Raw genomic sequence first — 26,983 nt, forward strand, 5'->3', positions numbered from 1 at the left:
GAGGAAATAAGCGCACTATTACCGTAGTTGGCGAGGCCAACCTGGATGTTTCGGTCGGCGTTGGTCTTGGCGATGCGACCGGCATCACCCCGACGGCCAGTGTTTCGGCGGGACAAGCGAAATTGTCGAGTTCGTCCACGAAGCAGGTGATCTCCACCGTCAGTGCCACCAACAACATCACCTGGTGGCGTCGCCTTTAATGGAAGCCAGGATCTGAAGGGTGGTGGTGTCGGCTTTTTCAGGCGTCAATCGACAATGCGATTTCACGCCAGGCGGTGACGGCTCGGGTGCGGAGTTGGCGATGATCGGTGGCGGTGAGATGTTTCCGTTGAAGCTGAAAGAGGTCGGCGACCTGGCCATGAACCGAGACGAAACGCTGACATTGTCGCGCTGACTTAAAGTGCATCATTCGCCGCTCTCGGCACCGTAGTGGCAGATGAGAATTTTCGGCACGGTTGTTCAATCCCTTGTGCGAGCGATGCTCTACGCCCGGCATCAACTCGGCCTTTGCGGCCGAATACGAACGCAGCTTGTCAGTCACCAGCACCCGTGGGATGGTACCTTGGCCCTTGAGCAGCTTGCGTATCAGACGCAGCGCTGCTGCCTTGTTCCTTCTGCTTTGCAGCAGGGCATCGAGGACGTAATCGTTTGCATCGACGGCGCGCCACAGCCAGTATTTCTCCCTTGATCGTCACCACCATCTCATCGAGCTGCCACTTGTTGGCAAAGTGGCCTCGTGAGCGGAGCCGGAGCTGATGAGCGAACTTCAAGCCGAATCTTGCCGCCCATTCCGCGACGGTCTGAAACGTGACGGCAATGCCGCGCTCCGCCAACAGATCTTCGACGTCGCGCAGGCTCAGCGGGAACCGATAATACAGCCATACCGCATGGGCAATGATCTCAGCAGGAAACCGGTGGCGTCTGAAGCGGGCATGCGGGGCTTCAGTCATGACAGCCCGAATATCAAGTCGATTCAAACCAGCCGGTTAAGGCGACGCCCACCCCGGCATGACATCGAAGGAAATGTCCTTCACGACCTTGCGCCACTCGCCATCGACGAGAAATGACGTGGTCAGATTGGAGACTGAGAGCACAGGTTTTGCGTCAGGATTCGTTTGCCGCGCGGCTGTGGTCGTCATGAAGTACCTTTCATAGTCTTGCAGCTGTCGAATAATCGTTAGGCGGCAAGGGCTTTTTCGGCCATCGTCACCCAATAGCTGATGCCATAGGGCAGCACGTCGTCGTTGAAATCGTAAGCCGGATGATGAAGGCCGGCGGTGTCGCCATTGCCGATGAAGATGAAGGCACCGGGGCGAGATTCCAGCATGTAGGAAAAGTCTTCCGCCCCCATACGCGGCGCCGTGTTGGCCTCGACGGCGGAGGCGCCCGCAACCGCGCCTGCGACGCCGATCGCGAATTCGGTTTCGTTGTCGTGATTGACGGTGACCGGGTAACCGCGATGGTAGTTGACATCAGCCGTTGCGCCATGCGCCATGGCGGTCGCCTGCGCCACTTCCCTGATGCGCCTTTCGGCGAAATCCCGCGTCTCGGGCAGAAGCGTACGCACCGTTCCCGTGAGGGTGACGAAACTCGGAATGACATTGTGCGCCGTGCCACCATGCGTCGTGGTTACCGAGACGACCAGTGATTTCAGTGGGTCCACTCCACGCGAGACGATCGACTGCAAGGCAATCACCACATGGGCGGATGCCAGCACAGGATCGATCGAGAGATGCGGCGCGGCGGCATGGCTGCCATTACCGTTGATGGTGATCTCGAAACTGTCGGCAGCGGCCATTACCGATCCCTTGCGGATCGCAAAATTGCCGACCGGCATGCCGGGCGAATTGTGCATGCCGTAGACTTGCTCAATGCCGAACTTGTCCATCATACCGTCGTCGAGCATTGCGAGCGCGCCCGCTCCGCCTTCTTCGGCCGGCTGGAAGATCACCGCGACAGAACCTTTGAAGTTGCGGGTCTCCGCCAGATATTGCGCGGCGCCGAGAAGCATGGCGCTGTGACCGTCATGGCCGCAGGAATGCGCCTTGCCAGGCACCTTGGACGTCCACGGCTTGCCGCTGGTTTCGGTGATCGGCAATGCATCCATGTCTGCACGAAAGCCAATCGTCGGGCCGTCGCCATGCCTGCCCTTGATGATGCCGACCACGCCGGTCCTGCCGATGCCGGTCTCGACGATGTCGCAGCCGAAAGCTTTCAATTTCTCCGCGACGAAGCTCGATGTCTCGTAAACATCGTAGAGCAGCTCCGGTGTTTCATGCAAATGGCGCCGCCATCCGGCAACTTCTTCCTGCATCTCGGCGGCACGATTCAATATCGGCATTTTCTCATCCTCTTTTCTCCGGATCCCATAGATATGACGATATATTGCGTTGCGGCAATCCGATTTTGCAAGCTTGAGTTTTCGCTCTTGAACGAAAAATAGGCTTGTGTTTAGATAGCTCAAAATTTGAGCATCGCCTTTGACGCGAGTGCCGATAAACGGGAACAATAATAGCGGGCGGCGGCCGGAGAGAATTCCTGCACGCATGATTGGTTAAGTTCTCATCGAAAAAGAACTGAGCAATTTTAGGAGGTTATTATTCTGTCGGTTTGCGAAGACCCGCTAGTGGTCGCAGATGGCTTGCGCCCGAATCTGTTGGAGCGGCCAAGGGATGTAAAGCCCTGTAAGCTCGCCAAGCCGATCGCCAAAGTCGCCTTCCGGCACTGCCGGCGGCCTCTGCCACTGAAAGACTTTCCGCTCCATTCCAGTATGAAAAGTGAAATCGGCGAGCGGCGCGACGTCGGCCTGTGGCGGGCCGAAACAAGGTTCTCGACTGCATGGATTCGTGTCCCGGCAAGCCGCCTTTCGCTGGATAAGTACTCTCGGAACTAAGCCTTTGCGACGCGGCATATGGAATATGCCGCGTCGATAGCTCAACGCACAAAAATCACATGGGGAAATGAAGATGAAGAGACGCAATATCCTTCTTGCCAGCGCGGTTGCGGTTTTCGCCATGGCAGGCTCCGCCGCCCATGCGGAACGCGGCAGCGACGGAGAGCTGAAGATCCTGTTCTGGCAGGCGGTTTCGACGCTTAACCCGTATCTGTCAGGCGGCACAAAGGAGGTCTATAGCTCCTCGATGGTCATCGAGCCGCTGGCGCGTTACGATGAAACCGGAAAGCTCGTGCCGACACTGGTGACGGAAATTCCGACGCTGGAAAATGGTGGCATCTCCAAGGATATGCAGAGCATGACCTGGAAGCTGAAGCCGGATGTCAAATGGTCCGACGGCACCGATTTCACCGCCGATGACGTGGTCTTCACCTGGAAATATTGCACCGCGCCGGATGGCGGCTGCGCCCAGAAGGCGCAATATGAAGGCGTCAAGTCGGTCGAGGCCCTGGACCCGCATACCGTCAAGCTGACCTTTACGGAGCCGAAATATTACCCCTATAGCGCCTTCGTCGGCGGCCAGTCGCCCGTGATCCAGAAGGCCCAGTTCAAGGATTGCCTTGGTGCTGCCGCTCCCGGATGCACCTCGGCCAATTTCGGCCCGATCGGCACCGGCCCCTTCGTCGTCAAGGAATTCAAGCCGAACGATGTGATCACCTTCGTCGCCAACAAGAATTATCGCGATCCGGCCAAGCCCGCCTTCGCCACCGTGACGCTCAAGGGTGGCGGCGACGCAGTGTCTGCAGCCCGCGCGGTGCTCGAAACCGGCGAATATGACTATGCCTGGAACATGCAGGTCGAGCCGGAAATTCTGGCAACCATGGTGGCTGCCGGCAAGGGCGAGCTCGTGACGGCCTTCGGATCGCAGGTCGAACGTATCAACATCAACCACTATGCCGTCGACCCGTCGCTCGGCGAAAAACGCTCGACCAAGCAGGCCGGCCCGCATCCGTCCTTGTCGGACCCGGCTGTTCGCCGCGCATTGTCGATGGCGATCGACCGCGATGTCATCAACGAGGCGGGATATGGTGCAGCCGGCAAGCCGACCTGCAACATCGTGCCCGGTCCCGAGGTCTATGCCTCGACGGCGAACGATTGGTGCCTGAAGCCGGATGTCGATGGCGCCAACAAGCTTCTCGACGAGGCCGGCTGGGTCAAGGGCTCGGATGGCATCCGCGCCAAGAACGGCGTGAAGCTCTCCTTCCTCTACCAGACCTCGACCAACTCCGTGCGTCAGGCGACGCAGGCGCTCGTGAAGGACATGTGGGCGCAGATCGGCGTGCAGGCGGAGCTGCGCAACATCAGCGCCTCAGTGTTTTTCGGCGGCGATCCGGCAAGCCCGGACACCTTCCAGAAGTTCTATGCCGACGTCGAAATGTACACCAACAATTTCGACGGCACCGACCCGGAAAAATACCTGGCGGAATGGCTGTGCAACAAGATCCCCGCTCCCGAAAACGGTTGGCAGGGGCAGAACATGCCGCGTTACTGCAATCCGGAATACGACAAGCTCGTCGCGGAATTGTCGAAGACGGCCGATCTCGCCAAACGGGCGGAAATCGCCAAGAAAGCCAATGACATGCTGACGGAGGAGGGGGCCCATATCCCGCTTATCTACCGTGGTCAGGTCTCGGCGCGCGCCGTGACCCTCGAAGGCGTCAGGATAAACGGCTGGGATTCCGAACTCTGGAACGTCGCCGACTGGTCTCGCAAGAAGTAGGTTACGAAAGACGCCGGCCCACCCAGAGGGGCCGGCGTCTTCTATCGCCTGAAGTTCTGGAGACTTTCCGATGTTTCATTTCACCCTGCGGCGGCTGTTTTTCGCCGTGCCGACATTGCTGGTGATCAGCTTTGTCATTTTTGCTCTTCTCGACCTTGCGCCCAATAATCCGACTGGCGATCTGCCGTTGACGATCCCGCCGGAGGTCCGCGAACAGATCCGCGCAGCACTTGGTCTCGATCAGCCTTTCCTGATCCGTTATCTCAGATGGCTGCATCAATTCTTCATCAACGAACCGCTGAATATCCTCGAACAGATCACCGGCTGGCAGTTCGGTGATGGTCACAGACTGCGGGTGCTCTCATGGGCAACACGCAGCCCGGTGGTCGATCTTGTCGTCCAGCGTATGCCGCAAACGCTGTGGGTGGTGGGCCTTTCCTACCTGTTCGGCGTGTTGCTGGCGATCCCGATCGGCGTTCTCTCGGCCTACAAGCAATATTCGATCTTCGACCAGATCGGCACATTCATTTCGATGGTCGGTTATTCCGTACCTACATTCTTCACCGGCGTACTGCTGATCGTCGTCTTCAGCTCCACTCTGCACTGGTTTCCATCGGTCTACGACACCAACCTGCGCGTGACGGACTGGTCCAGCCTCATGGCACAGATCAAGCAGATGTTCCTGCCGGTCATGGTGCTGACGCTCTACAACGTTTCGCATATCAGCCGCTTCGTGCGCGCCTCCATGCTCGACAACCTGCATCAGGATTATGTCCGCACCGCGCGTGCCAAGGGCGTCAAGGAAAAGACCGTGCTTCTAGTCCACGTGCTGCGCAACAGCCTGATCCCGGTCGTAACCGTCATCGCGCTCGGGGTGCCGACGATTTTTTCCGGCGCCATCATCACCGAGCAGGTCTTTCGGGTGAACGGCCTTGGCCAGCTTTTGATTGTCGCCGTGCAGGGCGGGGATATCCCCATGGTTCAGACCCTGACCTTCATCTTCGCCGTGTTGATCGTTCTCTTCAATCTGATTGCCGACGTGCTTTACGGCATTCTTGACCCGAGGATCCGCTATGACTGACGTAACAGCAATCCCGACGACGGCTTTGACCGCGCCACCACGCTCGATCATGGCCGCCACATGGCGGCAATTCCGGGCTCATAAAGGTGGCTTTGCGGGCCTGATCGTTTTCATATTCATCCTGCTGGTCGTCTATGTCGGTCCGTTCATCCACAGCGTCGATCCGAATAAGATCGACATTCGCGCCAAAAACCAAGGACTTTCCCTCCTTCACCCCTTCGGCACAGACAATCTTGGCCATGACATGCTGGCGCAGGTGATGGCAGGTGGACGCATCTCGCTGGCGGTCGGCATCACCGCGATGCTGTTGGCGCTTCTCCTCGGGACATTGGTCGGCGTGACATCGGGCTATTTTCGACGTCTCGATGGACCTCTGATGCGGCTGACGGATCTGTTTCTGGCGCTCCCGCTTCTGCCTCTGCTGTTGGTCATCATCATGCTGTTCCGCGACACGCTCCGTGCCTATTTCGGCCCGGAAACTGGAATTTTCATCCTGATCGTCTTTGTCATCGGCGTCACGAGCTGGATGCATACCGCTCGCATTGTGCGTGGCGATGTGCTGGCGGTGAAACGGCTGGATTTCGTCATGGCGGCCAAAAGCAGCGGCATGCGAGAATACCGGATCATCCTGAAGCACATTCTGCCGAATGTCATGAGCTCGATCATGGTGTCGGCGACGCTTGGCATTGCTTCTGCGATTATCACCGAATCCGCGCTGAGCTTTCTGGGTCTCGGCTTCCCGTCGGACTTTCCGACATGGGGGCGTCTACTTTTCGATGGCGCAAGCTTCCTGCAGCTCACGCCGTCCCGCGTGCTGTGGCCGGGCCTCGCCATCTCACTGACAGTGCTGAGCGTCAACTATCTCGGCGATGCGGTGCGCGATGCGCTCGATCCGCGTATGTTAAAGAGTAGGTGATAGTGAGATCTCAATGTACATTATTGGAGTGCAAATTATTTTGCCGCGCTGATTGTCTCGGCGGTGGTGGGCAGCGGGCCAAGTTAGTGACCTCTCATATTGGAGGCTCCCTTAAATGAAGGACCTGAGAAATGATCAACCGTAATGCTATTTGGTTCTGCGTCGATGCTGTCAAACCGCGTTTCATTGAGTCGAGTGACAGTGACGTGCCCCCGTCAAATTAGGCCATTCAGACTTGGAATTTTCCACACCATTTAATCACCCGCTGCGTGATCGCAACGGGTGACAGCAGGCCAAAGCTTATGATCTGCACAAGACGGATGCGCCAACAGCACGATCAGCGCCCAACGGAAGACTGGGTTTGGCTAATAATCAGGCGGAAGCCTACGGCTTGCCACCCCCCAGCCAACTGGCGGCAAGGTTGGCGAGCCCATCTTCACCGCCTAGGTGCGAGACAACTTGCTGGAGCACGTCTTCCGACAGGCCGCTATTGGCGGCGGCGGTTTGAATCGTGTCACCCGGCTGTGGATGTGCCTGCGCCAGCGCGTTGAGCGCTGTTTGCGCCAATTCGGGCGGCAGACCAACCTTGGAAGCGAGGCCCGCAACGAGCGTATTGGCTTCGCCGCTGCCCAGAAACTGGCCAAGAAGACCGTCGAGAATTCCCATGTTATGCTCCTTCCTCGTTGATCGGCGGAGGACTTTGCCGCAGTAGCGAAGTCCTCCGCCGAGGGGGTTAATGCCGAAGGCTGTCCGGGATCTTACCGCCATTCTCGGCGAGCTTGTCGACCACGGCCTTGTGGAGGGCGATATTCTCCGCAGCCGAGCCATCCTCGGCAACATGGACGTTCAGTTCGTTGGCGAGCTCCTTGCGTGCGTTGAGGCTCGAATCCATGTCCAGCAGCTTGAGCAGATCGACGATCGAGGTCTGGTAGTTGCCGCCGCCGCCCTTGGTCGCCGCCATCTGGGCCAGCACAGCGCCGACATCGACCGAAGCAGGAGCTGCTGCCGGCGCGGCCGCACCAGCCTGCGCGACTTCCGTGGTTGCGTCAGGCACAGCTGCCTGCGCGGCGGGATGACCGAAAATCTTGTCTTTGATGGTGCTGAAAATGCCCATAATGTCTCCGATATTGTAACCAAAAACCAATTCGACTGCGCGACTGTAATTCTCCGCAAATCAACCGGCCACGTTGTACTTTCGGGCGAAAGACGCCCTCAGTCCAATTTCATATGCTGTTATTCGTGACAGCCGCATGACCCCGAGCAGGCATCATCGCACCGCTCCGCGCCTGATAAGATTGTATATTGCCAGCAATACGATGGCCCCAACGAGTGCGACGACAAGCGTCTTAGGATCGAACGGGTTCTCCGTGAGATGCCCCTGATCCGAGAACCTACCCAATAGGAATCGTCCCACAATCGAACCGAGGCAGCCGACCAGCACATTCCAGACGATGCCGCCCCCGCCCCGCATGATCATGCCGGCGACCCAGCCGATGAATCCGCCCATGATGAGCGCGATGATGAAATGCATACGTCTCTCCTTGCCAGACACCTTGAGCGGCTGCTGTCACGGCGAGCGCTTAGCCCGCACTTCAACAACATTCCCCGTCATATTTGCACGTCCCGTTGGTAAACAAAGCATTCCGACATGCAAGTGACATTAGTCATCTTTTTCAAATCAGGCACCCCTCGTCCGGCTGCTCGATCTTGAGCCAATCACTGAATCTTGGCGGCTGAGCGGTCAACCAGCCGCGAGCTGAAGGAACATTGGCCGGCTGTCCGGACGAACTTGACGGGCTCCCTGAAATGGAAGAGCCTTTATGCTCCACCGTTCATTGACGTTCGCGCAATGGCGCAGTGGAAACCCATCCCCCGCGCAACTGCGTAAACTCGCCCACAAGCGTCTCCTCGGGGATTACGCGGACAACGTGACATCGCCCGCATCGATAATGCCGTTCCGGCAGATTTCCGCCACCCACTACGGCTAGGTTTCTGCTCCAGCTCCCTTTCTAGGAACCAGTGGAAGAAGCTTTCCATGCTGAGAGGGAAAATGGGGGGATTTCTCTTCCACCCAACACAAAGTCCTGTTGCTCGGGAACGAGCCAGGCGTCGGGGCCGTAGTTGAACGCGAACGTCAGGTTGCCAGCGCGGCGATAGCGTATGGCATCAGGCAGCATACCGGCTTTAATGTCGGTTTTGTTGGCAAGATGCACCATCAGCTCGGTAAGCGGTAGACCTTCAATCCAGCAGGCGAGATAATGGTATCGTCCGTTAGATATCAACGCGGGGCCTCCATCTTCGAACACCGCTTCGACGACGGCATCCGCCGTCGCCTCAAGATACTCACGCCATCTTGTCGATTGGCCGATGAACGCGCCGACAACAGAGACGCTCAGCCCCGGACGCAATGAAGCAACCTGCGTGATCCTAACGGCGGTGAGTTCGGCGATCGGCCCAGGCGGAAGATTGGCCGGAATGCGGAAACTGCGATCCCGCGATCCGGTCCGCGGACCGAACAGCACAATCCCATCAGCCTCCTCGAATGCAGCCAGCGCCACATCCGATACATGCATCAAGCAGGGAACGAGAACAAGCTTGTAACCTTTCAGCGAATGACCGGGCCGGACGAAATCGACATCGAGCCCGAGCTTTCTGATCGCCTCGTACCAGCGGAATGCCAGCTCTTCATAGCGGAAGTCCTTGCCCTGCGGCTGAATGACGGCGGACCAGTAGCTTTCATAGTCGTAGACGATTGCGACGGGCGCCTGAACGGCGTCCGGCAACGGACCTAATGCATCGATCTCGCGTCCGACGATTTCGGCCTCCTTGCCGCCCGGCGAAAGTTCGTCGAGACCCGGCAGGTTCAGGCCGGCATGCATCTGCTCCTGGGCGAACGGTGCCTGGCGCCAGCGGAAATAGCTGACGACCTCGGCTCCATGAGCAAGACCTTCCCAGCTCCACAAGCGCACCATCCCCGGCTTGGGTACCGGGTTCCACGGCGCCCAGTTCACCGGCCCCGGCTGCTGCTCCATGATCCAAAACCGGCCATTGCCGACGCCTCGATAGAGATCGTGATGAAAGCCGGCGATATCTGGGTGGGATGTCTCCGCCCAGCGCGTCCTCTCTTCCTCGCTAAAGGGAAACTTCTCCACGAAGCCGATCGGATAGGAATCCCACGACGCAAGGTCCAGGTTCTCTGCGACCTTCCAATGATCGAAATCGTTGACGAAACCCATGAAATTATGAGTGATCCAACGGTTCGGGGAGTACTTCCGGATGATGTCGCACTGCATGCGATCGTAAGCCGCGATCTGATCGGAATGGAAGCGCCAGAAGTCGAGCCGCGCAGCGGGGTTTGTCTCCGTCACGGTCAGGTTGGGCAGGACGACGTCCTCGAAGCTCTGGACTTCCATCGACCAGAAGACGCTTCCCCAGGCTTCGTTCAATTGCTGCGCCGACTGATAACGGAGGCGAAGCCAGCGGCGAAACGCTTTCAGATCTTCGGCACCCCAGGACAGGCTCGTATCGTGGCATCCGTATTCGTTGTCGGTCTGCCAGCCGACAACAGCCGGATGCGAGCCATAGCGCTTCGCGACGGTGTCGACTATACGTTCCGACTCCTTCCACCAGACCTCCGACGAGAACGTATAGTGACGGCGCGAGCCGAAGCCCCGCACCCTACCCTGCTCGTCCACCGGAGCGATTTCTGGATATTCGTCCATCAGCCACTTCGGCGGCGTGGCGGTCGGCGTGCCGAGTACGACTTTCAGGCCGGCGGACGCCAGCGTGTCGATCGCCCGGTCGAGCCAGCCGAAATCGAAAGAGCCGCGCGTCGGCTCAAGGCGCGACCACGCAAATTCACCGATGCGCACGTAGGAGATACCAAGCTCCCGCATGCGACGCGCGTCTTTTTCCCACCAGCTTTCAGGCCAGTGTTCCGGATAATAGCAAACGCCAAGCATTATTTTGTCAGATCTCCGTTAAGGATGGCATTGCCAGCATCGTCGAAAAGATGGCAGGCAGCCGCAGGAATATGGATGGAAAAATCGTCGCCGTGCTTGGCCTGCGCCAGGCCATCCGCCTTCACTGCAATCTCGGTGCCGTCGGCAAGTTCGATGTAGAACATCGTTTCCGAGCCCAGATATTCCGCAAGACGCACCTTGCCCTGGAGCGTTGCATCACCGCCTTCGCTTCGATCGAGGTGCTCGGGGCGGATGCCGAGAGTAACCGATTGACCTTCCTTCGCCGAACCGCCCCGGAGCATGATCGACTGGCCACCGGGAAGATCGACCTTCACGCCACCGCCGGCCGGCGAGGCCTTGGTCTTCAGGAAATTCATCTTCGGCGAACCGATGAAGCCAGCGACGAAGATGTTCTTTGGCTGATGGTAAAGTTCCAGCGGCGACCCGACCTGCTCGACCAGTCCGCCCTGCAGTACAACGATCTTGTCGGCCATGGTCATGGCCTCGACCTGATCGTGGGTGACGTAGATCATCGTCGTGCGGATATCCCGATGCAGCTTGCTGATCTCCGTGCGCATCTGCACCCGGAGCGAGGCATCGAGGTTGGAGAGCGGCTCGTCGAAGAGAAACACCTGCGGATTACGGACGATGGCGCGGCCAATGGCAACGCGCTGGCGCTGGCCGCCCGAAAGCTGGGACGGTTTGCGATCGAGCATGGACTTCAACTGCAGCATCTCGGCGGCGGCATCAGTGCGGCGGGCAACCTCATCCTTGGAATGGCCGGTCATTCGCAGGCCGAAACCGATGTTTTCAGCGACCGTCATGTGCGGGTACAAAGCGTAGCTCTGGAACACCATGGCGACGCCGCGCTCGGCGGGGCCGACGCTGGTCATGTCATCGCCGCCGATCTTTAATTCCCCGGAGGAAATATCCTCGAGCCCTGCAATCATGCGCAGAAGCGTGGACTTGCCGCAGCCGGACGGACCGACGAAGACGCAGAACTCACCGTCTTCGATCGCCAGATCGACTCCCTTGATGACGCTGGCAGCGCCAAACTGCTTGGTCACGCGATTAAGGGTTACATTCCCCATGAGACTTAGTCTCCCGTCACTGGTTCGAATTCAAGAAGAAGCCCGCTCTCAGGTCGAAGCATCGGCAGCGGCAGGCCGACATGCCGGAGCGTATCGAGGCTGAACGTCAGTTCACCATTCAGAAGCCGCTGTTGGCCTTCCGATATCCGGATGAACTCGGGCTCGGCGGGATGGATCGCTTTCACGCGCCACTTGCCGGTACCGTCGCCACCGACCGGCAGGCGGATCGGTGCCGGCTGCTCGCCGACCATTTGCGGCCCTTGAGCGACGAAAGCGACGATACGGCTCTCGTCCGCGGCACCCCAGACGTAACGTCCATCAAGCGGCTGCAGGCGGAACTGCTTGCCCGGCGCATGCAGGAGCGGGCGCAGATTCTTGTGAAGTGCAATCCAGCCCTTAAGCTCCCGCTTCTCCTCCGCATCGAGGGTCAGCGGGTTGAGTTCCACCCCTAGATGATAGGCGAGCGCAACGAGTGCCCGGAAGGAAAGGGTCAGCCTGCGGCCGGTCTGATGGTTTGGCGAAGCAGCAATGTGCGCGCCGAGAAGTTCCGGCGGAACGAACTGCGAGGCTCCATGCTGTATTTCGAGCCGCTCAAAGGCATCGGTGCAATCGGAGGTCCAGACGCGATGCGTGTGCCGCAGAACGCCATAATCGATGCGTCCGCCGCCCGATGCGCAGCTCTCGATCTCGACTGCCGGAAACGCCTGGCGGATCCTGTCCATCAGGGCATAGACGGCGCGCGTCTGTTGCGCCGTCCGCGCGCGGCCATCCGCGCCGCCGGCATGGGTCAGGTCGCGATTCATGTCCCATTTGATGTAAGAGATCGCATGCTGCGAGAGTACGGCTTCCATGCATGCGAAGAGATAGTCGCTGACCTCCGGCCGCGTCAGATCCAGCACCAACTGGTTTCTCGACAGAAGCAGCGGACGCCCTTCGACCTGCAGAGCCCAATCGGGATGCGCGCGAAACAGTTCGGACTCGGGATTCACGTTTTCGGGCTCGAACCAGAGACCGAATTCCATGCCAAGCGAAGTTACATGGTTGACGAGCGGCTTCAGTCCGTCAGGATACTTCCGCTCGTCGATGAACCAGTCGCCGAGACTGGTGGTATCGTCGTCGCGCTTGCCGAACCAGCCGTCGTCGAGGACGAAGCGCTCAATGCCGAGGGCCGCTGCCGCATCCGCCTGAGACTTCAGGGAGTCCATGCGGTGATCGAAATAATTGCCTTCCCAGGTGTTCAGCGTCACCGGCCGAGGCTTCATCTCGCCGCCCGGCCACGCAACCACGCTCTCACGCACGAAGGCATGGAACACTTCGCTATCAGGGCCGGCAAAAGCCGTCGGGCTAGTGTAGGTTTCACCGGCTGCCAGGCGTATTTCGCCCGGCTCGAACAACTCGCCGAGATGGACCAGCCTACGCCCGTCATCAAGCATATCGATCGCCATCAGGTGATTGCCGCTCCAGCCGAGATGGAAGCCCATCCTCTCGCCACCGCATTCAAGGAAAGCGAAGGGGAAGCGGTCATGCGAGGTGCGCCCCCGCCGGCTTTCCTGCATCCAGAGTCCGTCAGCAATTGTCGTGCGGCGTGTCTGGAATTCCCGGCCCCACATGCCCGTAAAGGTGGTCAACTCGGCCACGCCGGCGGGCATCAGGAAGCTCGCCGCCATGCATCGATCGAGGGTGTAATAGTCAGAACCAAGGTTGGTCAGCAATGTCGAAACCGACAGCACCCCGGTGCGGTTGCCCACGAGGCGTATCTGGAAGCCGATTTCCGCGGCGGGATCCTCGGCCTTCAGGACGACGCCAAGGTCGTTTTCCTCGACCTGCCAGTTTCCGAATTCCAGGATGAATGAGCGCCCGTCGCGGTGCCCTGAGATCGCCGGCCAGCCGAAGAAGCCGAGCCCGCCGACAGGCAGCAGAACATTTGACGGCACGGCGATATCCATGCCGTTGACACGGCTCGAACGCGGAACGTCAGGCCAGAATTCCGGCGCAAGCGCCCTGCGACCGAAGCCGAGGATCTCCGGCATGCCAGTCACAGGCAGGCCGAGCGCCATCGACACCGCGCCTGCTTTGATAATAACAGTCTTGCTCATCCCTTGGTCGCTCCGAGAGTGAGGCCCGCAATAAAGTGCCTCTGCATGAAGAAGAACATCAGAACCGGCGGCATCGCCGCAACGATGGACCCCGCCGACACCAGATGCCACGCCGCAACCCACTGCCCGTTGAGGGAATTAAGGCCGGCGGTAACAGGCATGGCGCTCTGTCCTTGAACCAGCACGGTCGCCCAGAAATAGTCGTTCCAGACGAAGGTGAAGATCAGCACCGACAGCGCCGCGATTGCCGGGCGCATCAACGGCAACACGATATGGACGAAGATCCGCCATTCGGAGACGCCCTCGACGCGCGCCGACTCGATCAGCGCGAAGGGCAGGCCCTTGATGAAATTGCGCATGAATAAGGTGCAGAAGCCCGTCTGGAACGCGACGTGGAACAGCACCAGCCCGGTCACCGTATCGTAGAGGCCCATCTTCAGCGTCATGTCGCGTACCGGAACCATCAGGATCTGAAACGGAATGAAATTGCCGGCAACGAAGATGAAGAACAGCGCCAGGCTTCCCTTGAAGCGATAGACGGCGAGCGCGAAACCGCAAAGGCAGGACAGCCCAACCGCGCCGATCACCGTCGGGATCGTAATCTTGAACGAGTTCAGGATGTAGTGGCCGATCGGCGAATCCCGGAAGACGGCGGTGTAGTTTTCCACGCCGGCAAAGCCCGAGGGAATGCCGAAATAGTTGCCGGCCGCCAAATCTCCGGAGGGCCGGATTGAGGTGACCGCGACACCGATCAGCGGCAGCAGCCAGATGATCAGCGCGATCGGCAGAATAATTTGGTAGGCGGTGGATGCCCATGGACCGGATTTCTGGACAGGGGTTGGAAACATCAGGAATTCCTTTCCTGTCTCAGCATGCGGATGAGAAAAAAGGTGATGAAGATCATCATGATCAGGAAGAGCACGACGGCTATGGCGGCGCCATATCCCATGCGGAACCCGTATTCCGAGAGAGCTTCCTCATACATGTAATAGGAGAGAACGCGGCTCGATCCGTAAGGGCCGCCGGCTGTCATGACGGATACGAGGTCGAAGGAGCGAAGCGCGCCGATGACCGTCACCACCACCGCGATGAAGGTGGCCGGTCGAAGCTGTGGCAGGACGATGTTCCAGAACAAATGCCAGCCTTTGGCGCCGTCCATACGCCCGGCCTCGATCTGTTCCGGGTTGATGTTATTAAGACCCGTCAAATAGAGGATCATGCAATAGGCGATCTGCGGCCAGAGGCCGGCCGCGATGATGCCGTAGGTCACGAGGTGCTCATCCGCCAGCACGGCGACCTGCGTCCCGGTCAAAGCTTGGGTCAGGACCGAGAACAAGCCGAAATTCGGCGCATAGAACCAGCTGAAGATCAGGCCGACAACGACCTGGCTGATCACGAAGGGGAAAAAGAACAGCGATTTGTAGATGCGGATACCGGCAATTGTCTGGTTCAGGAACAGGGCCGCAGCGAGCCCCGCCGGAACTGCCAGCAGATAGAGGACGAGCCATATGATGTTGTTTTTCAGCGACATGTAGAAGGCGTCGTCGGAGAAAAGCTCGACGTAATTCCCAAGGCCGATCCAGGTTTTGGGCCCCAGACCATCCCAGTCGTGAAAGCTGATCCATACGGACTGGAAGACCGGGAGGATCACATAGACCAGGAACATCAGGGCACCCGGCGCAAGAAATAGCCAGGGTGCGAAGGTCCGCTGATTGCGTTTCCAGAACCCCGGTAGAGCGGTGCTGCTCGTTCCCACTGTCTGCTCCTATGCAAATGCGAGTAAGAACGCTGCCAGACGTCTTCAACGTCCGGCAGCGGGTCATCGTTGGAATGGGCTACTTGTAGGCGCGGGCGCGCACCTTATCGAGACGTGCCAGGATCGCGTCGATCTTGTCGGGCTTCACCATGAACTCCTGGAAGCCTTCCATGCCAGCCTTCGCCATGTCGGGCGGAGCATCGCGGTCGTAGAACTGCGAGAGAGCTTGGGCCTTCGACAGCATCTCGAAGCCAGCCTTCAGGAATTTGTCATCCGGCTTGGTCGACAGGTTGTTGACCGGCAATTGGCCGAGTGTCGCGTTCATTTTCGTCTGCACTTCCGGAGAGGCCAGGTAGGCAAGGAACTTCTTCGCGTCTTCCTTGTTCTTCGCGCCTGACGGAATATGGAACGTGTCTGTCGGAGCCTCTTCGGCGGCAGTCAGGTCCTTTGTGATTTCCGGAAACGGCAGGAAACCGATCTGGTCTTCCTTCAGCCCGCCATCCTTCATCGGGGCAACGGCGAAATTGCCCATAAGATACATGGCCGCCTTCCCCTGAACGAACTGCGGCATGGCGTCCTGCCAGTCGAGCGCTGCATGGTTCTCGAGGAAATAGCCTGGTTTCACGAGCTCGGCCCACTTGGCGAACACGGCTTTGACCTTCGGATCGGTATAGGCAACCTTCCCGGACGTCAGATCCATGTGGAATTGATAGCCGTTGACGCGCAGATCCAGATAATCGAACCAACCAGCGGTCGGCCAGAGTGCCTTGCTACCGATCGTAAACGGGGTGATGCCGGCGCTTTTCAGCTTGGCGCAGGCGGCGACCAGCTCGTCCCAGGTCTTTGGCGGCGTAATGCCCTTATCCTTAAAGATATCGGCGCGGTAATAGATGCCCCACTGATAGTAGGTATAGGGGACGCCCCACTTCTTGCCGTCGATCGTCATCGATGCCGCTGCGGACTTCAGCTGGTCGCTCAACCCGTTTGCAGCCCAGACGTCGCTGACATCTTCGAAGAGGCCCGCCTTGACGAAAGGCTCCATGCGATTACCGGCGTACCAGGCGACGACATCGGGCGGCGTTGCCGTGAGAAAATTGCGGATCGCAGACTTATAGCCTTCATGATCGAAATTGTTCCACCTGACCTTGATGTCGGGGTTCTTCGTCTGGAAGTCGGCAATCAGCTGCTCCATTGCCTTCTTCGGCACAGGATCCGACTGGTCGGAATTGAGAACAATTTCGCCGGCGCATGCCGCCGATGTCACCAGCATGTAGCTTAATGCGAGCGAGCCGATATTTTTCAAAAGGGTCACGTATTCCTCCACTGACCTGTTACGGCGCGGACGCCGGCCACCACATCGCCCCCAATGCGCGGCGGTTGATATTCATCATCCAAATTCGTAGACCTCTACCGCGATATTAAAGATCGCTTCCGGTTTTCTAAGATCGCGACCGTGGTGGAGACCCTTGCAATGCTGATCGAAGACGAGTCAGTTCCTGTTCACGACGGCCCGACGCGCCATCCGCTCGTCGTCTTCGGCGATCATCGCTTCTGTGCGGGCGAACGCTTGGATGTGCGCCGCATGAGCGGTCCGCACATGCATAGCCAGGTGGAGCTGAACTTTGTCCTCGAAGGGCGGATCACTTATTGGTTCGATGGACGTAGGCTGCAGATCTCCGAAGGGCAGCTCTGCCTCTTTTGGGGAATGATCCCGCACCAGGTCGTTGATGTTACCGAGCAGACGACGTTCGTTTGCCTCTATGTTCCAATGTCGGTGCTCGTCAATTTGCACAGCATGGGAGCCTTTCGAGACGCTGTATTTCGTGGTGGTCTGATAGAGGCAATTAGCGTCAGGGCACATGATCGCGACGTTTTCCTGAGATGGCGCGAAGAGTTGTTGTCCGGGGATGCTGAACTGGAACAGATCGTCCGCGACGAGCTCGTAGCGCGCATCCGGCGGATTGCCCGCGAGGGCTGGCGAGACCTGCGGGAACAAGGTTCCGCAATCGAAGCGTCACGCAATCAGGATCCCGACCGCCTGCCAAGGGTGGAAAAGATGATTCGTTTCATTGCGGAGCATGCGCTTGGCCAGATATCGGCGATCGATGTCGGATCGGCCGCGGGACTGCATCCGAACTACGCAATGTCTATCTTTAAGAAGACCGTGGGCCTGACCGTCAGTCAGGCCATAACGCGTCATCGGCTTGACACGGCTCAATCGCTGTTGATCTCCAGCGACCTTCCGGTAGCCGCCGTCGCATTCGAAGCGGGGTTTGGTTCACTGTCGCGCTTCTATGAAGCTTTTGAGGAGCGCTTCTCGACAACGCCCGCGAAATATCGCGGCCGCTTCGGTGCTGTCGTCGCGGCATCTACCTAGTATCCGCTTCTCCACTCATCCCAATCCGTCGTCTCTAGAGCTTCGGGGCGGACAAGAAAGGATTTGGTTGCGGGGACCTGAACCCACAGTGACTTGTACACTTCAAGCCAAAACATGAAAGAAGGATAGCCGGCGTTGTCACGTTGTCGGTGGGTTAACGGTTGGCGGATAATTAAGCTCGATGAGCGGGCCTACGATCAGTTACAAGAACCACCGCTTTCCGCCACACATCAGCGCCCATGCGGTGTGTTTGTATTTCCGGTTTCCGTTAAGCCTGCGGTTGGTGGAAGAGCTGCTATTGGAGCGCGGCATTGTCGTATCTAACGAAACGATCCGGCGATGGGGCCGTAAATTCGAGGCGGCTTATGCCAAGCGGTTGCGCAGAAAGAAGTCGTCGCGGAAAGATATATGGCATCTGGACGAGGTGGCGGATCCATCGTCATGGCTCCGGCTACGAAATTACCCTCAAGTCTCAACAATCAGCGTAATGACAGCTATCCGATTGCCCAACGAATCTTCAAGTTCAACAGACGTGCGCGGCGGTGCGTTCACGTTGAAGGCAAACGTGGCAAGCGCCATGGCAACGGTCCGGCAGGCCGTTAATTGATCGGCTTCGTCAATATGGCTCTTTGCCAAAACGCGCTTGAATTGATCCCGTACCTGAAAATTGTATCGCACCATTGGTCACCAGAGTTGCGTCGCGTCTCCGCAGATATATCGCATGCTATGTTGTATTCAATGGCTGTGGCCGCTTATTAAATCAGGCAACACACCGCGATGCGGTATCGTAAAGTTAACGACCGCGGTGCAATGGTGGGCCTAGTCGCCTTCACGGTTCATACCCGAGCGATTTGCGGCCACAGGCTCCTCGCTGCCGCACGCAGTTCGCGAAAAGGGCTTGAGGTTATGTCGGAGCGGGGAGTGTTGAACACGTTGGCAATCGGGTCATGGATGGAAACGAAGCGTTGCAGATGTCGTTTCGACTTGAAGCGCTTCATGATCCGTTCTCGTCGCCGGGTTGGCTGATGGGAATTCTCCGCCCGATTGTTCAGCCCCTTATGAGAGCGATGTTCAACACCGGGCATGATCTCGCGCTTTGCGACATCGTAGGATCGAAGCTTGTCGGTGACCATCACACGTGGCGCGTGGCCGTGACCCTTTAACAGTTTGCACATCGAACGCTTGGCCGTCTGGGCATTCGGCGACTTTGCACCAGCACTTCAAGAACGAAGCCATCCTGATCAACGGCGCGCCAGAGCCAGTGCTTCTTCCCGTCGATCGAAACGGCCACTTCGTCGAGATGCCATATATCGTTGGCGCTCGGCGATTTCCGCCGGAAACGGCCGGCATAATCCGGACCGAACTTCTTCGCCCAACACCGGATCGTCTCATAGGAGACGACAATACCGCGCTCCAATAGCAGCTCTTCCACCAGCCGCAGGCTCAACGGAAATCGGATGTAAAGCCAGATGCGTGCGCGATCATAGACAGTGGGTAGCGATGACGCTTGTAACTGACTCGGGCCTGGAGCAGGGCTGCCAACTACCAGCCAACAGCTTCCTCTCCAGTTAACCTGACATCCCCATCGAGTGTATTGCCATCGCGGTGGAAAAGTTTGCGAGGGCCAGGACATCGGAATGTCTCGACCCTCGCTGGGAGGAGCTCAGCTGCCGCTGCGATCCGCAAGCTGCGGAACGAACATATCGCTCCACTTGGCTGGAACGGTCTTGATCAGGCCGGCGCGGTGCATGAAGTCGGCAAAATTCATGATCCCGTTCGGGGTCGTATCGAACTTTGCGTCCTTGTCCTCGATCATCTCCTGCGCATCCGCGGGTTCGACCTTGACCTTCGAACTCTTGGAGAAGATTTCCGCCGCCGTCTTCTTGTCCTTGGCAATCAGGTCGTTGGCCTCATCGAGAGCATCGATAAAGGCCTGCGTCATCTTGGGGTTGGCGTCGACGAACTTCTTCGGCGCGAAGGTGACGTCGAGCGTGATGTTGCCGAGATAATCAGTCGAGCTCAGCACCCGGTGAATGTTAGGCGACTTTGCTTCGACATACTGGAAGGGAGGGGACGTGAAATGTGCGTCGATTTCGGTTTTCCCGCCAACAAGAGCCGCCAGCGCTTCGGGGTGAGGAAGGCTAACGGTGAGAGGATCGAGTTTCGCGTAATTCTCTTCACCGAACTCCTTGGCGACGATCATCTGCAGCACGACGGCGGCAAGCGATGTCTTGATGCCGGGAAGTGCAATCTTGTCGGCGCTCGTAAAGTCCTTGAGTGACTTGATCTCAGGTTTGTTGGTATTGAGCCACAGCGAAGTGGAGCTCAGGCCCGAAACGCCGACGACTTCGACGTTGGGGATGCCCTTTGCCTTGGACCATAGGGTCACGAAGCCCGGGGCACCCGTTCCGGCAAAATCCAGGGTGCCGGCCATCATGGCATCGTTGATGACGTTGCCGCCATCGAGCGAGAGCCAGGAAACCTTGACGTCGCCAAGACCGGCTTCCTTGGCATGCTTCTCGAGAAGCTTCTGGTTCTCCATGACGATCAAGGGCAGATAGAGAATGCCGAAGCCCTTGGAAATCCTGACTTCGTTGACCTCTGCATGCGCGGCAGTGGCGAGCAGGCCGGCTGCAATCAGACCCAGGAATGCTTGTTTCAGTTTCATGTCTTTCTCCTCCTTATAAACATGAATTCTTCGTTTGACGGCTAGTGTTGCATGCCCCATCGACGAACCGTCTTGCGCTCAATGGCTGCAAAAATAACGTTCTCGACGAAAAGGCCGATCAGAATGACGGTGAACAGGCCGGCAAACACATTTGCCGTTTCAAGCTGATTGCGGTTCTCGTAGATGAACCAACCTAGTCCGCCTGAACCGGACGACACGCCAAAAACCAGTTCCGCCGCGATCAGGGTTCGCCAAGCGAACGCCCAGCCCACCTTCAGGCCAGTCAGAATGGCGGGAAAGGCCGCAGGAATAAGGATGAGCCGGACCAGCTTGAGGCGCTTGAGGTGGTAGTTCTGGCCGACCATCTTGAGTGTCGGAGAGACGGAGCGGAAGCCGGCATGGGTGTTCAATGCGATCGCCCACAGTACCGAGTGAACCAGAACGAAGATGACGCTGCCCGAACCAAGGCCGAACCAGATAAGAGCCAGAGGCAGAAGCGCAATCGCCGGAAGCGGATTGAACATCGAGGTCAACGTCTCGAGTAGGTCCGCGCCCAGCCGTGAGCCGATCGCCAGCGTGGTCAGCAGCGACGCGAGAACGATGCCAATGCCATAGCCGATAACCAGCGTTTTAAGCGATACGAGCATACGATCGGGAATGACGCCGTTGACGATATTGGCGATAAAGGCGTCAACCGTCTGCCCGAACGTCGGGAAAAGGAGAGGATTGGCAAGCCAACGGCCATAGATCTCCCATATCGCGGCCAGAACCAGGAGGATGAAGGCTTTCCGAAGGAAACCCAGTCGATAGGCGCGTTCGAACGCACTGACAGACTTGGCGACAATGGGGGCGTTACCGGAATCCACGTCGTTTATGACTTCCGGTCTGAAGGTGAAAAGGTCGGTCATTTTGGTCACCCCGTCAGTGTGATGCGAACAGCATGTCGTTGATGCGGATCTCAAGCTCCGCCTGTTTGGCAGTTCCGAGTTGATCCGGCGTAATGCTGTTCAGCTCGGCCTTGACCTCGCCGGGATGGGGCGACAGCAGCAGAATGCGTGTGCCGACGCGGATCGCCTCTTCAATCGAGTGGGTGACGAAAAGAACCGTGAATTTGGTATCATCCCACAGGCGCAGCAGCTCGTCCTGCATCTTGCGGCGGGTCAGGGCGTCGAGAGCGGCGAAAGGCTCGTCCATGAGAAGGACGTCGGGCTCCATCGCCATTCCGCGTGCAATTGCCACGCGCTGCTTCATGCCGCCCGACAGCATATGCGGGTAATTGTTCATGAACTTGGTCAGTCCCACCTTTTCGATGTAGGACTCCGCGCGGTCACGCGCTTCCGCGCCTGAAAGGCGACCAGATGCAGTGAGTGCGAACGTGACGTTTTCGATAACGGTCTTCCACGGAAGCAGCTGATCGAATTCCTGAAAAACCATCATGCGGTCCGGACCGGGTTCGGTGACCGCACGGTCCTTGACGGTGATTTTCCCTTCCGTCACCGGAAGATAGCCCCCGATCGCCTTCAGTAGGGTTGATTTTCCGCAACCCGACGGTCCAAGGAGAATGAAGCGGTCGGAATTATGTACATCGAAGCTCACACGGCGGGTTGCTGTGATCAACGCTTCAGGCGTCTTGTATTGTATGGTGACGCCTTCAACGCGCAACAAAGGTGCCGGCATCACGCCAGTGGATAGCATGTCCATCGATCCTCCCGAAATATAGTCTGCAACTCCTCTAGTGCGATTTGGACGTTAGCAAGCTATTCTGACTCTTGTCTGACTCAAGCGAGGAGGCGTGAAAGCGTGCGAGTTTTAATCGTGGAGGATACCGAGGACATTGCTAGGGCGATATCCATCCGCCTGGAGAATGCCGGCCATGCCGTCGATCTGGAAGCGAATGGAGCCAATGCCATCGACCTTCTCAACGTCCAGACCTACGATTTGGTTATCCTCGACCTGACCCTACCTGGCTGCGATGGGTTGGAGGTCCTGCGCAACATCCGTTCTCGCCGCGTAAAAACGCCTGTCTTGGTGCTGACCGCACGTTCCGAAGTCAACGAGAAGATCAGCGCTTTGGATCTCGGTGCTGATGACTATCTGACCAAGCCGTTCGATTACGGCGAGCTTGAAGCAAGAGCGCGAGCCCTGTTGAGGCGCAGCGACGGCCTGACGGATAACCGCATTTCTTTCGGTGCCCTCGTAGTGGACCGCAAGGCTCGCGTGGCATCAGTCGGCGGTCAGCCCCTCAGCCTCACACGCAGGGAGTTGACCGTTCTCGAAATACTCGTTTCAAGACCGGAGAGAATTTTCTCCAAGGAGGAGCTGATCGATCAGCTTTTCAATTTCGATCAGGATCCAAGCTCCAACGCCGTCGAGCAGTTCGTCGCAAGAATAAGGCGGAAGCTCAGTGGCTCTTCGGTGGAGATCCGAACGCTGCGGGGCCTCGGATATCAAATTGTTCATGCGTGAATTCGGTCGATCGATCAGGGTCAGAATACTTGGGCTTGTTGCCGGTGTTCTCGCCGGCGGAGCCTTCATTCTGGGCTGCACAGCCTATTACGCTGCCGGTACCGCAGCGCAGGAGGCCTATGACAGGCTCCTTGGAAACGGTGCGGTCCAATTTGCAGAAAACGTCTTTGTACAAGGCGGTGTCGTGACGTTGGACCCCCCGGCCTCGGCCATCTCAGGTCTTGCAGCCTACGATCTTGTCTTCTACCGCATCGTCGATCCACGCGGCATCATCGTTGCCGGCAGTGAGGATCTTTCCCCCACAGCGCCGCCTCGGGAGACGCAGAAGGAGTTGGTTTTCGAGGATGGCGTCTACGCGGATCAGCCCGTGCGCATGGCCACTATTTCGAAGAAAATCGAAAATGCCGCTGTAACCGGCTGGGCGGAGATCACGGTGGCACAGACGATACACGCCCGCACTGCTCTCGCCCGCAGACTGACATACGAAGCGCTGGGTGTGATCGCCGTGATGTTCCTGCTGGCCGTATCGGCGACCGCTCTCTCGCTGCGATTTGCCCTGAAGCCGCTTATCCAGATCGAGCAGGAGATACAATCCCGAGACCCTGACGATCTATCCCCAATCCATGCCGAGCCCCCGGTTGAAATACGCAATCTCGTGCAGGCCATTGATGAATTCATGCGCAGATTATCTGAGCGAATGGCGATGTTCCAGCGGTTCGTCGGGGATGCAGCACACCAGATGCGCACGCCGCTTGCGGCCCTCGACGCTCAGGTCGAGATGCTTTCACATGCCAAATCCGATACCGCAGTCAACGACGCGATATCGCGCATAAAAGAAAGAAACAGCGAACTGGGGCGGCTCACCGGACAATTGCTCGATCACGCCATGATCCTGCACCGCATCGATTCAAGCAGACTGGACCCAGTCGATATCAACGAGCTAGTCCGGCTGGTCATGTCGAAAGCGATACCTCTTTCCATCTCGAGGGACGTCGATATCAGCTTCAAGCCCGCAACACCTCCCCTCGTGCTCCCCGTCGATCCGATAAGCCTTCGCGAGGCAATTTCCAACCTCATCAGCAACGCGTTGGCGCATGGAGCGACCTCCAGGCTGGAAGTCGAGGTCGAAGCTCTTCCGGCAGGCGCAAGCGTCGTTATCCGCGACGATGGAGACGGCTTTGAAACAGACCCGCAATCGCTGCTTGCGCCGTTTGAGAAAGGTTCGAGGTCACGCGGCTCAGGATTGGGTTTGACGATCGCCTACGAAGTCGCCAGATCGCACAACGGCACATTACTCTTTCACAGGGAAAACAACGTCACCGTCGTTCAATTAACGCTGCCGTCACAGACGGGGTAAGCGAAATCCAAGGTTCGAATGCGGGAAATGTGCGTCACAGATTGCCGCCTAACCTTAAGAAAATCGCTCTTGAAGGGAGCGGGGACCAACGACCCTGCTATTGCGAAGCTGCTTTAGAAGCGTAACTATCTGATCTATCGAGTTTCTTGTATAGGAACTGCGCGTTCATATCCCATCAAGAGCATATTAATCATTCCAATTGCTCTCGAGCGAAATTGATCAAGCTTTCAACATGGCCGGCAACGGCAAGGCGCGTTTGCTCAACATCGCCTCGCTCCAACGCTTCGATTATGAGCAGATGTTCCGTCGAGTCGGGCTTCAGTCGGTCCTTCAGCCGATCGATCTCAAACAGCCGCGTGGTCGCGCGTAGTTCCCGCAAGACTTTCGCCATCACCGCGTTGGCGCAATGGTCGATAATGAGATTGTGCAGATTATCATCCGATACCCAGTGAGCATCAGTGTGGTAGGCCGTGGCGTCGAGTAGGTCGTTGATTTCACGCCTGACGACGATCAGTTGCCGGCGCGGGATGTTGGGGATCGCCAAAACGGCTGCTTCAGGCTCGATCAAAAGTCTCAGGCGCAGGCTTTGGAGATATTCGCCGATATCGACATGGCGAACAATATAGTTGCGGCCATCTCCCTTGCGGACCAAGCCTTCGCCCTCCAGTCGCTGCAGGGCTTCGCGCAAAGGGGTTCGGGAAATGCCCAAGGCCTCGGCAAGCCTCGCCTCGACGATGATCTGGCCACCTTTGAGCCGACGATGGCGTATCATGTCCGACACCGCCTTGTATGCGAGCGAGGCGAGATTGTGCTGTCCGCTGGCCGAAGTGGCATCCTGTAAGACTGAAATGTCGCTCACCTTTCCCTCGCTCTGCGCATAACCGACACCGCTGGCAGCGAACGGCTTTCCTTGGCGCGTTTGGTGTTACATATGATAGCCGAACTCATAAAGAAGCAAAAAGGGGATACATGGACGACCGGATGGACGACGCGGCTGAGGAAAGCCTGGCTGAGGAAACCTATCGGCTGCTTCTGGCAGAAATTCTCTCGGCTCGGCTTGCGGGCGGATCGGTGGTGCAGCAAAGGCGGTTGGCAGGTCGATATGCGGTATCCCGCTCGCCGATGCGCCATGCGCTCGGACGCCTCGAAGGCGAGGGGCTGCTTGTCCGCAACGACAAGGGCGTACTGTGCGTGCGTGTCATTACCTTGAAGGATTATCTCGACAGTCTTGCGATGCGGATGCTGCTGGAACCGAGCGCGGCGGCAGCAGCAGCGGGGCGCATGCCGGCGGCGACACTGCATTCGCTGAAGGCGATGCTCGATGCGATCGAAGCGGATGCCGAGCCGGATCCGGAACTTGTCTGGCAATTCGACGATGCCTTGCACATGTCGATCGCCAATGCGGGCGGCAATGGTTTCATGGCCGCCACGATCGGGGAAATGCGCCGCTATACCACGATCTTCGAACGGCAGATGGCCGTCGTCCGGGCAAAACCCGGTGTTGCCGAACATCGCGGCATTCTTGCTGCATTGGCGGGCAGCGATCCTGAGGCGGCGCGTCAGGCGATGACCCGTCATCTCGAGGCGGTACGTCAAGGCGTTCTCACAAATTTCTGACGGCAATTGAGTCGTCTCTTGCATCGACGGGAAAGTGTTGTATAAAACTGGGATCCCAGATGAATGCAAGTGTCTGGGCATAACAAAAATAGCTCCAGAGGTCAGCATGTTTCGATTTTCAATGTCACGCGGCCTGCTCGCCGCTTCGCTTCTATCCCTGACGGCATCAGCCGCTCTTGCGCAGTCCTGCACGCCGAAGGTCGCGGCAGGTGATCTGATTACTCCCGGCAAGCTCGTCATGTCGACGAACCCGACGCTGCCGCCCCTGCAATTTGTCGATTCCAGCGGCGACTTGAAGGGCATGCGCATCGAACTTGGCACCGAGGTTGCCAAACGCCTCTGCCTTGAGCCGGAATATATTCGCATCGAGTTCTCGGCCATGGTACCGGGCCTGCAATCCGGGCGCTGGGACATGATTGACACCGGTATCTTCTTCACCGAGGAACGCGCAAAGATCATGCAGATGATCCCCTACGAGGATCAGGCGATCAGCGTGTCCGTCGCGCCGGGTTACGACAAGAAGATCACTGGCAAGGACGATCTGGCCGGCATGACGATCGGCGTCGAAATCGGCGGCTTCGAGGAAACCAAGACGCGGCTGCTCGACAAGGAGTTGCGCGATGCGGGCAAACAGGGCCTGACGATCCAGACCTTCGACAATTTCGCCCTCGCTTATCAGGCACTCCGCGCCGGTCAGGTTCAAGGGGTCGTATCGATCGATGCCGTCGCAAAGGACTACGATGCGCGTGGTGACTTCAAGCGCGCCCTGAGCGGTCTCTATCCTGCCCCTGTCGCTCTTGCTTTCAAGAGCTCCAAGCTTGCCGATGCCGTTTCCGCGACGCTGAAGGAGATGAAGGCCGATGGTTCGCTGAAGACATTGTTCGACAAATATGGCTTGCCCATGGTGGCGGGTGACTATTCCG

The 26,983-nt window shown here is 58.1% G+C and carries 23 protein-coding genes and 3 pseudogenes; 9 read left to right on the forward strand and 17 right to left on the reverse strand.

What is annotated here, in order from left to right; translation table 11 throughout:
• Positions 1-238: 238 nt before the first annotated feature.
• The 3 genes and pseudogenes from AC13RE_RS12295 to AC13RE_RS12305 form a co-directional block, all read right to left on the reverse strand.
• A pseudogene (locus AC13RE_RS12295) lies at positions 239-950 on the reverse strand (IS6 family transposase).
• Between the two features lie 36 nt (positions 951-986).
• On the reverse strand, positions 987-1,139 hold the full coding sequence (locus AC13RE_RS12300; protein ID WP_488563157.1) for a hypothetical protein: 153 nt from the start codon (positions 1,137-1,139) through the stop codon (positions 987-989).
• A gap of 38 nt (positions 1,140-1,177) precedes the next feature.
• On the reverse strand, positions 1,178-2,341 hold the full coding sequence (locus tag AC13RE_RS12305) for a M20 aminoacylase family protein (RefSeq protein WP_488563129.1): 1,164 nt from the start codon (positions 2,339-2,341) through the stop codon (positions 1,178-1,180).
• A 625-nt stretch (positions 2,342-2,966) separates the two neighbouring features.
• Here AC13RE_RS12305 and AC13RE_RS12310 point away from each other — a divergent pair.
• The 3 genes from AC13RE_RS12310 to AC13RE_RS12320 all read left to right on the forward strand — a co-directional run bounded on the left by AC13RE_RS12310 (position 2,967) and on the right by AC13RE_RS12320 (position 6,670).
• Entirely contained in the window at positions 2,967-4,673 is a 1,707-nt protein-coding gene (locus tag AC13RE_RS12310) for a peptide ABC transporter substrate-binding protein (protein ID WP_488563130.1), read from the forward strand.
• A gap of 70 nt (positions 4,674-4,743) precedes the next feature.
• The gene (locus tag AC13RE_RS12315) at positions 4,744-5,754 is read left to right on the forward strand and encodes an ABC transporter permease (protein WP_488563131.1); all 1,011 of its coding nucleotides are present in this window, start codon (positions 4,744-4,746) and stop codon (positions 5,752-5,754) included.
• A complete protein-coding gene (locus AC13RE_RS12320) occupies positions 5,747-6,670 on the forward strand; it encodes an ABC transporter permease (protein ID WP_488563132.1) in 924 nt (307 codons plus the stop codon). Before AC13RE_RS12315 ends, AC13RE_RS12320 begins: the two co-directional genes overlap by 8 nt.
• Positions 6,671-7,054: 384 nt before the next feature.
• On the opposite strand, the gene AC13RE_RS12325 is transcribed toward AC13RE_RS12320, so the two are convergent.
• From AC13RE_RS12325 to AC13RE_RS12365, 9 genes are all read right to left on the reverse strand, one after another.
• Complete coding sequence (locus AC13RE_RS12325; protein ID WP_132720955.1) at positions 7,055-7,336, reverse strand: hypothetical protein; 282 nt, start codon at positions 7,334-7,336, stop codon at positions 7,055-7,057.
• Between the two features lie 67 nt (positions 7,337-7,403).
• Positions 7,404-7,784, reverse strand: a complete 381-nt coding sequence (locus AC13RE_RS12330) for a DUF3597 domain-containing protein (protein WP_132720956.1) — start codon at positions 7,782-7,784, stop codon at positions 7,404-7,406.
• Positions 7,785-7,937: 153 nt separating this feature from the next.
• Positions 7,938-8,201 carry a GlsB/YeaQ/YmgE family stress response membrane protein gene (locus tag AC13RE_RS12335; protein WP_132720957.1) on the reverse strand — a complete coding sequence of 88 codons (264 nt, stop codon included), beginning with the start codon at positions 8,199-8,201 and terminating at the stop codon, positions 7,938-7,940.
• Positions 8,202-8,679: 478 nt separating this feature from the next.
• Positions 8,680-10,632, reverse strand: a complete 1,953-nt coding sequence (locus AC13RE_RS12340) for a beta-galactosidase (protein ID WP_488563133.1) — start codon at positions 10,630-10,632, stop codon at positions 8,680-8,682.
• Positions 10,632-11,723, reverse strand: a complete 1,092-nt coding sequence (locus AC13RE_RS12345; protein WP_132720959.1) for a sn-glycerol-3-phosphate ABC transporter ATP-binding protein UgpC — start codon at positions 11,721-11,723, stop codon at positions 10,632-10,634. The genes AC13RE_RS12340 and AC13RE_RS12345 overlap by 1 nt, the downstream gene beginning before the upstream one ends.
• A 5-nt stretch (positions 11,724-11,728) precedes the next feature.
• A complete protein-coding gene (locus AC13RE_RS12350) occupies positions 11,729-13,819 on the reverse strand; it encodes an alpha-galactosidase (protein ID WP_488563134.1) in 2,091 nt (696 codons plus the stop codon).
• A complete protein-coding gene (locus tag AC13RE_RS12355; RefSeq protein ID WP_132720961.1) occupies positions 13,816-14,667 on the reverse strand; it encodes a carbohydrate ABC transporter permease in 852 nt (283 codons plus the stop codon). The genes AC13RE_RS12350 and AC13RE_RS12355 overlap by 4 nt, the downstream gene beginning before the upstream one ends.
• Positions 14,667-15,485, reverse strand: a complete 819-nt coding sequence (locus AC13RE_RS12360) for a carbohydrate ABC transporter permease (RefSeq protein WP_488563153.1) — start codon at positions 15,483-15,485, stop codon at positions 14,667-14,669. The genes AC13RE_RS12355 and AC13RE_RS12360 overlap by 1 nt, the downstream gene beginning before the upstream one ends.
• Positions 15,486-15,654: 169 nt before the next feature.
• The gene (locus AC13RE_RS12365) at positions 15,655-16,845 is read right to left on the reverse strand and encodes an ABC transporter substrate-binding protein (protein ID WP_488563154.1); all 1,191 of its coding nucleotides are present in this window, start codon (positions 16,843-16,845) and stop codon (positions 15,655-15,657) included.
• Positions 16,846-17,046: 201 nt separating this feature from the next.
• On the opposite strand from AC13RE_RS12365, the gene AC13RE_RS12370 reads away from it, so the two are divergent.
• Both AC13RE_RS12370 and AC13RE_RS12375 read left to right on the forward strand, forming a co-directional pair.
• Positions 17,047-17,952: a helix-turn-helix domain-containing protein gene (locus tag AC13RE_RS12370; RefSeq protein ID WP_132720964.1), complete on the forward strand. Its 906-nt coding sequence runs from the start codon at positions 17,047-17,049 to the stop codon at positions 17,950-17,952.
• Positions 17,953-18,133: 181 nt separating this feature from the next.
• Positions 18,134-18,284: pseudogene (locus tag AC13RE_RS12375) on the forward strand (IS6 family transposase); the annotation flags it as partial.
• A 504-nt stretch (positions 18,285-18,788) separates the two neighbouring features.
• On the opposite strand, the pseudogene AC13RE_RS12380 reads toward AC13RE_RS12375, so the two are convergent.
• From AC13RE_RS12380 to AC13RE_RS12395, 4 genes and pseudogenes are all read right to left on the reverse strand, one after another.
• Positions 18,789-19,437 (reverse strand): annotated as a pseudogene (locus AC13RE_RS12380) (IS6 family transposase).
• Positions 19,438-19,615: 178 nt separating this feature from the next.
• Positions 19,616-20,620, reverse strand: a complete 1,005-nt coding sequence (locus AC13RE_RS12385; RefSeq protein WP_488482202.1) for an ABC transporter substrate-binding protein — start codon at positions 20,618-20,620, stop codon at positions 19,616-19,618.
• Between the two features lie 41 nt (positions 20,621-20,661).
• Positions 20,662-21,528 carry an ABC transporter permease gene (locus tag AC13RE_RS12390; protein WP_132720966.1) on the reverse strand — a complete coding sequence of 289 codons (867 nt, stop codon included), beginning with the start codon at positions 21,526-21,528 and terminating at the stop codon, positions 20,662-20,664.
• 13 nt (positions 21,529-21,541) lie between these two features.
• A complete protein-coding gene (locus tag AC13RE_RS12395) occupies positions 21,542-22,321 on the reverse strand; it encodes an ABC transporter ATP-binding protein (protein WP_488563135.1) in 780 nt (259 codons plus the stop codon).
• A 99-nt stretch (positions 22,322-22,420) separates the two neighbouring features.
• Here AC13RE_RS12395 and AC13RE_RS12400 point away from each other — a divergent pair, with 99 nt between their 5' ends.
• Together AC13RE_RS12400 and AC13RE_RS12405 are read left to right on the forward strand one after the other, a co-directional pair.
• The gene (locus tag AC13RE_RS12400) at positions 22,421-23,086 is read left to right on the forward strand and encodes a response regulator transcription factor (protein WP_132720968.1); all 666 of its coding nucleotides are present in this window, start codon (positions 22,421-22,423) and stop codon (positions 23,084-23,086) included.
• The gene (locus AC13RE_RS12405; protein WP_488563136.1) at positions 23,079-24,443 is read left to right on the forward strand and encodes a sensor histidine kinase; all 1,365 of its coding nucleotides are present in this window, start codon (positions 23,079-23,081) and stop codon (positions 24,441-24,443) included. Before AC13RE_RS12400 ends, AC13RE_RS12405 begins: the two co-directional genes overlap by 8 nt.
• 190 nt (positions 24,444-24,633) lie before the next feature.
• On the opposite strand, the gene AC13RE_RS12410 is transcribed toward AC13RE_RS12405, so the two are convergent.
• Positions 24,634-25,302, reverse strand: coding sequence for a GntR family transcriptional regulator (locus AC13RE_RS12410; RefSeq protein ID WP_132720970.1), 669 nt, complete (start codon positions 25,300-25,302; stop codon positions 24,634-24,636).
• A gap of 110 nt (positions 25,303-25,412) precedes the next feature.
• Here AC13RE_RS12410 and AC13RE_RS12415 point away from each other — a divergent pair, with 110 nt between their 5' ends.
• Both AC13RE_RS12415 and AC13RE_RS12420 read left to right on the forward strand, forming a co-directional pair.
• A complete protein-coding gene (locus tag AC13RE_RS12415) occupies positions 25,413-26,060 on the forward strand; it encodes a GntR family transcriptional regulator (RefSeq protein WP_488482206.1) in 648 nt (215 codons plus the stop codon).
• 106 nt (positions 26,061-26,166) lie between these two features.
• Positions 26,167-26,983: ABC transporter substrate-binding protein (locus tag AC13RE_RS12420; protein ID WP_488563137.1), on the forward strand; the 817-nt coding region annotated here is incomplete at its 3' end.

It is taken from the genome of Martinezella sp. CNPSo 3959 (assembly GCF_057784355.1).

Bases quoted from the DNA above. Each gene is read 5' to 3' on its own strand.
- AC13RE_RS12360 (WP_488563153.1), bottom strand. From the start codon at position 15,485: ATGTTCCTGGTCTATGTGATCCTCCCGGTCTTCCAGTCCGTATGGATC.
- AC13RE_RS12355 (WP_132720961.1), bottom strand. From the start codon at position 14,667: ATGTTTCCAACCCCTGTCCAGAAATCCGGTCCATGGGCATCCACCGCC.
- AC13RE_RS12370 (WP_132720964.1), top strand. From the start codon at position 17,047: ATGCTGATCGAAGACGAGTCAGTTCCTGTTCACGACGGCCCGACGCGC.
- AC13RE_RS12385 (WP_488482202.1), bottom strand. From the start codon at position 20,620: ATGAAACTGAAACAAGCATTCCTGGGTCTGATTGCAGCCGGCCTGCTC.
- AC13RE_RS12325 (WP_132720955.1), bottom strand. From the start codon at position 7,336: ATGGGAATTCTCGACGGTCTTCTTGGCCAGTTTCTGGGCAGCGGCGAA.
- AC13RE_RS12330 (WP_132720956.1), bottom strand. From the start codon at position 7,784: ATGGGCATTTTCAGCACCATCAAAGACAAGATTTTCGGTCATCCCGCC.
- AC13RE_RS12395 (WP_488563135.1), bottom strand. From the start codon at position 22,321: ATGGACATGCTATCCACTGGCGTGATGCCGGCACCTTTGTTGCGCGTT.
- AC13RE_RS12335 (WP_132720957.1), bottom strand. From the start codon at position 8,201: ATGCATTTCATCATCGCGCTCATCATGGGCGGATTCATCGGCTGGGTC.
- AC13RE_RS12350 (WP_488563134.1), bottom strand. From the start codon at position 13,819: ATGAGCAAGACTGTTATTATCAAAGCAGGCGCGGTGTCGATGGCGCTC.
- AC13RE_RS12310 (WP_488563130.1), top strand. From the start codon at position 2,967: ATGAAGAGACGCAATATCCTTCTTGCCAGCGCGGTTGCGGTTTTCGCC.
- AC13RE_RS12415 (WP_488482206.1), top strand. From the start codon at position 25,413: ATGGACGACCGGATGGACGACGCGGCTGAGGAAAGCCTGGCTGAGGAA.
- AC13RE_RS12405 (WP_488563136.1), top strand. From the start codon at position 23,079: ATGCGTGAATTCGGTCGATCGATCAGGGTCAGAATACTTGGGCTTGTT.
- AC13RE_RS12320 (WP_488563132.1), top strand. From the start codon at position 5,747: ATGACTGACGTAACAGCAATCCCGACGACGGCTTTGACCGCGCCACCA.
- AC13RE_RS12345 (WP_132720959.1), bottom strand. From the start codon at position 11,723: ATGGGGAATGTAACCCTTAATCGCGTGACCAAGCAGTTTGGCGCTGCC.
- AC13RE_RS12340 (WP_488563133.1), bottom strand. From the start codon at position 10,632: ATGCTTGGCGTTTGCTATTATCCGGAACACTGGCCTGAAAGCTGGTGG.
- AC13RE_RS12365 (WP_488563154.1), bottom strand. From the start codon at position 16,845: ATGCTGGTGACATCGGCGGCATGCGCCGGCGAAATTGTTCTCAATTCC.
- AC13RE_RS12390 (WP_132720966.1), bottom strand. From the start codon at position 21,528: ATGACCGACCTTTTCACCTTCAGACCGGAAGTCATAAACGACGTGGAT.
- AC13RE_RS12305 (WP_488563129.1), bottom strand. From the start codon at position 2,341: ATGCCGATATTGAATCGTGCCGCCGAGATGCAGGAAGAAGTTGCCGGA.
- AC13RE_RS12315 (WP_488563131.1), top strand. From the start codon at position 4,744: ATGTTTCATTTCACCCTGCGGCGGCTGTTTTTCGCCGTGCCGACATTG.
- AC13RE_RS12300 (WP_488563157.1), bottom strand. From the start codon at position 1,139: ATGACGACCACAGCCGCGCGGCAAACGAATCCTGACGCAAAACCTGTG.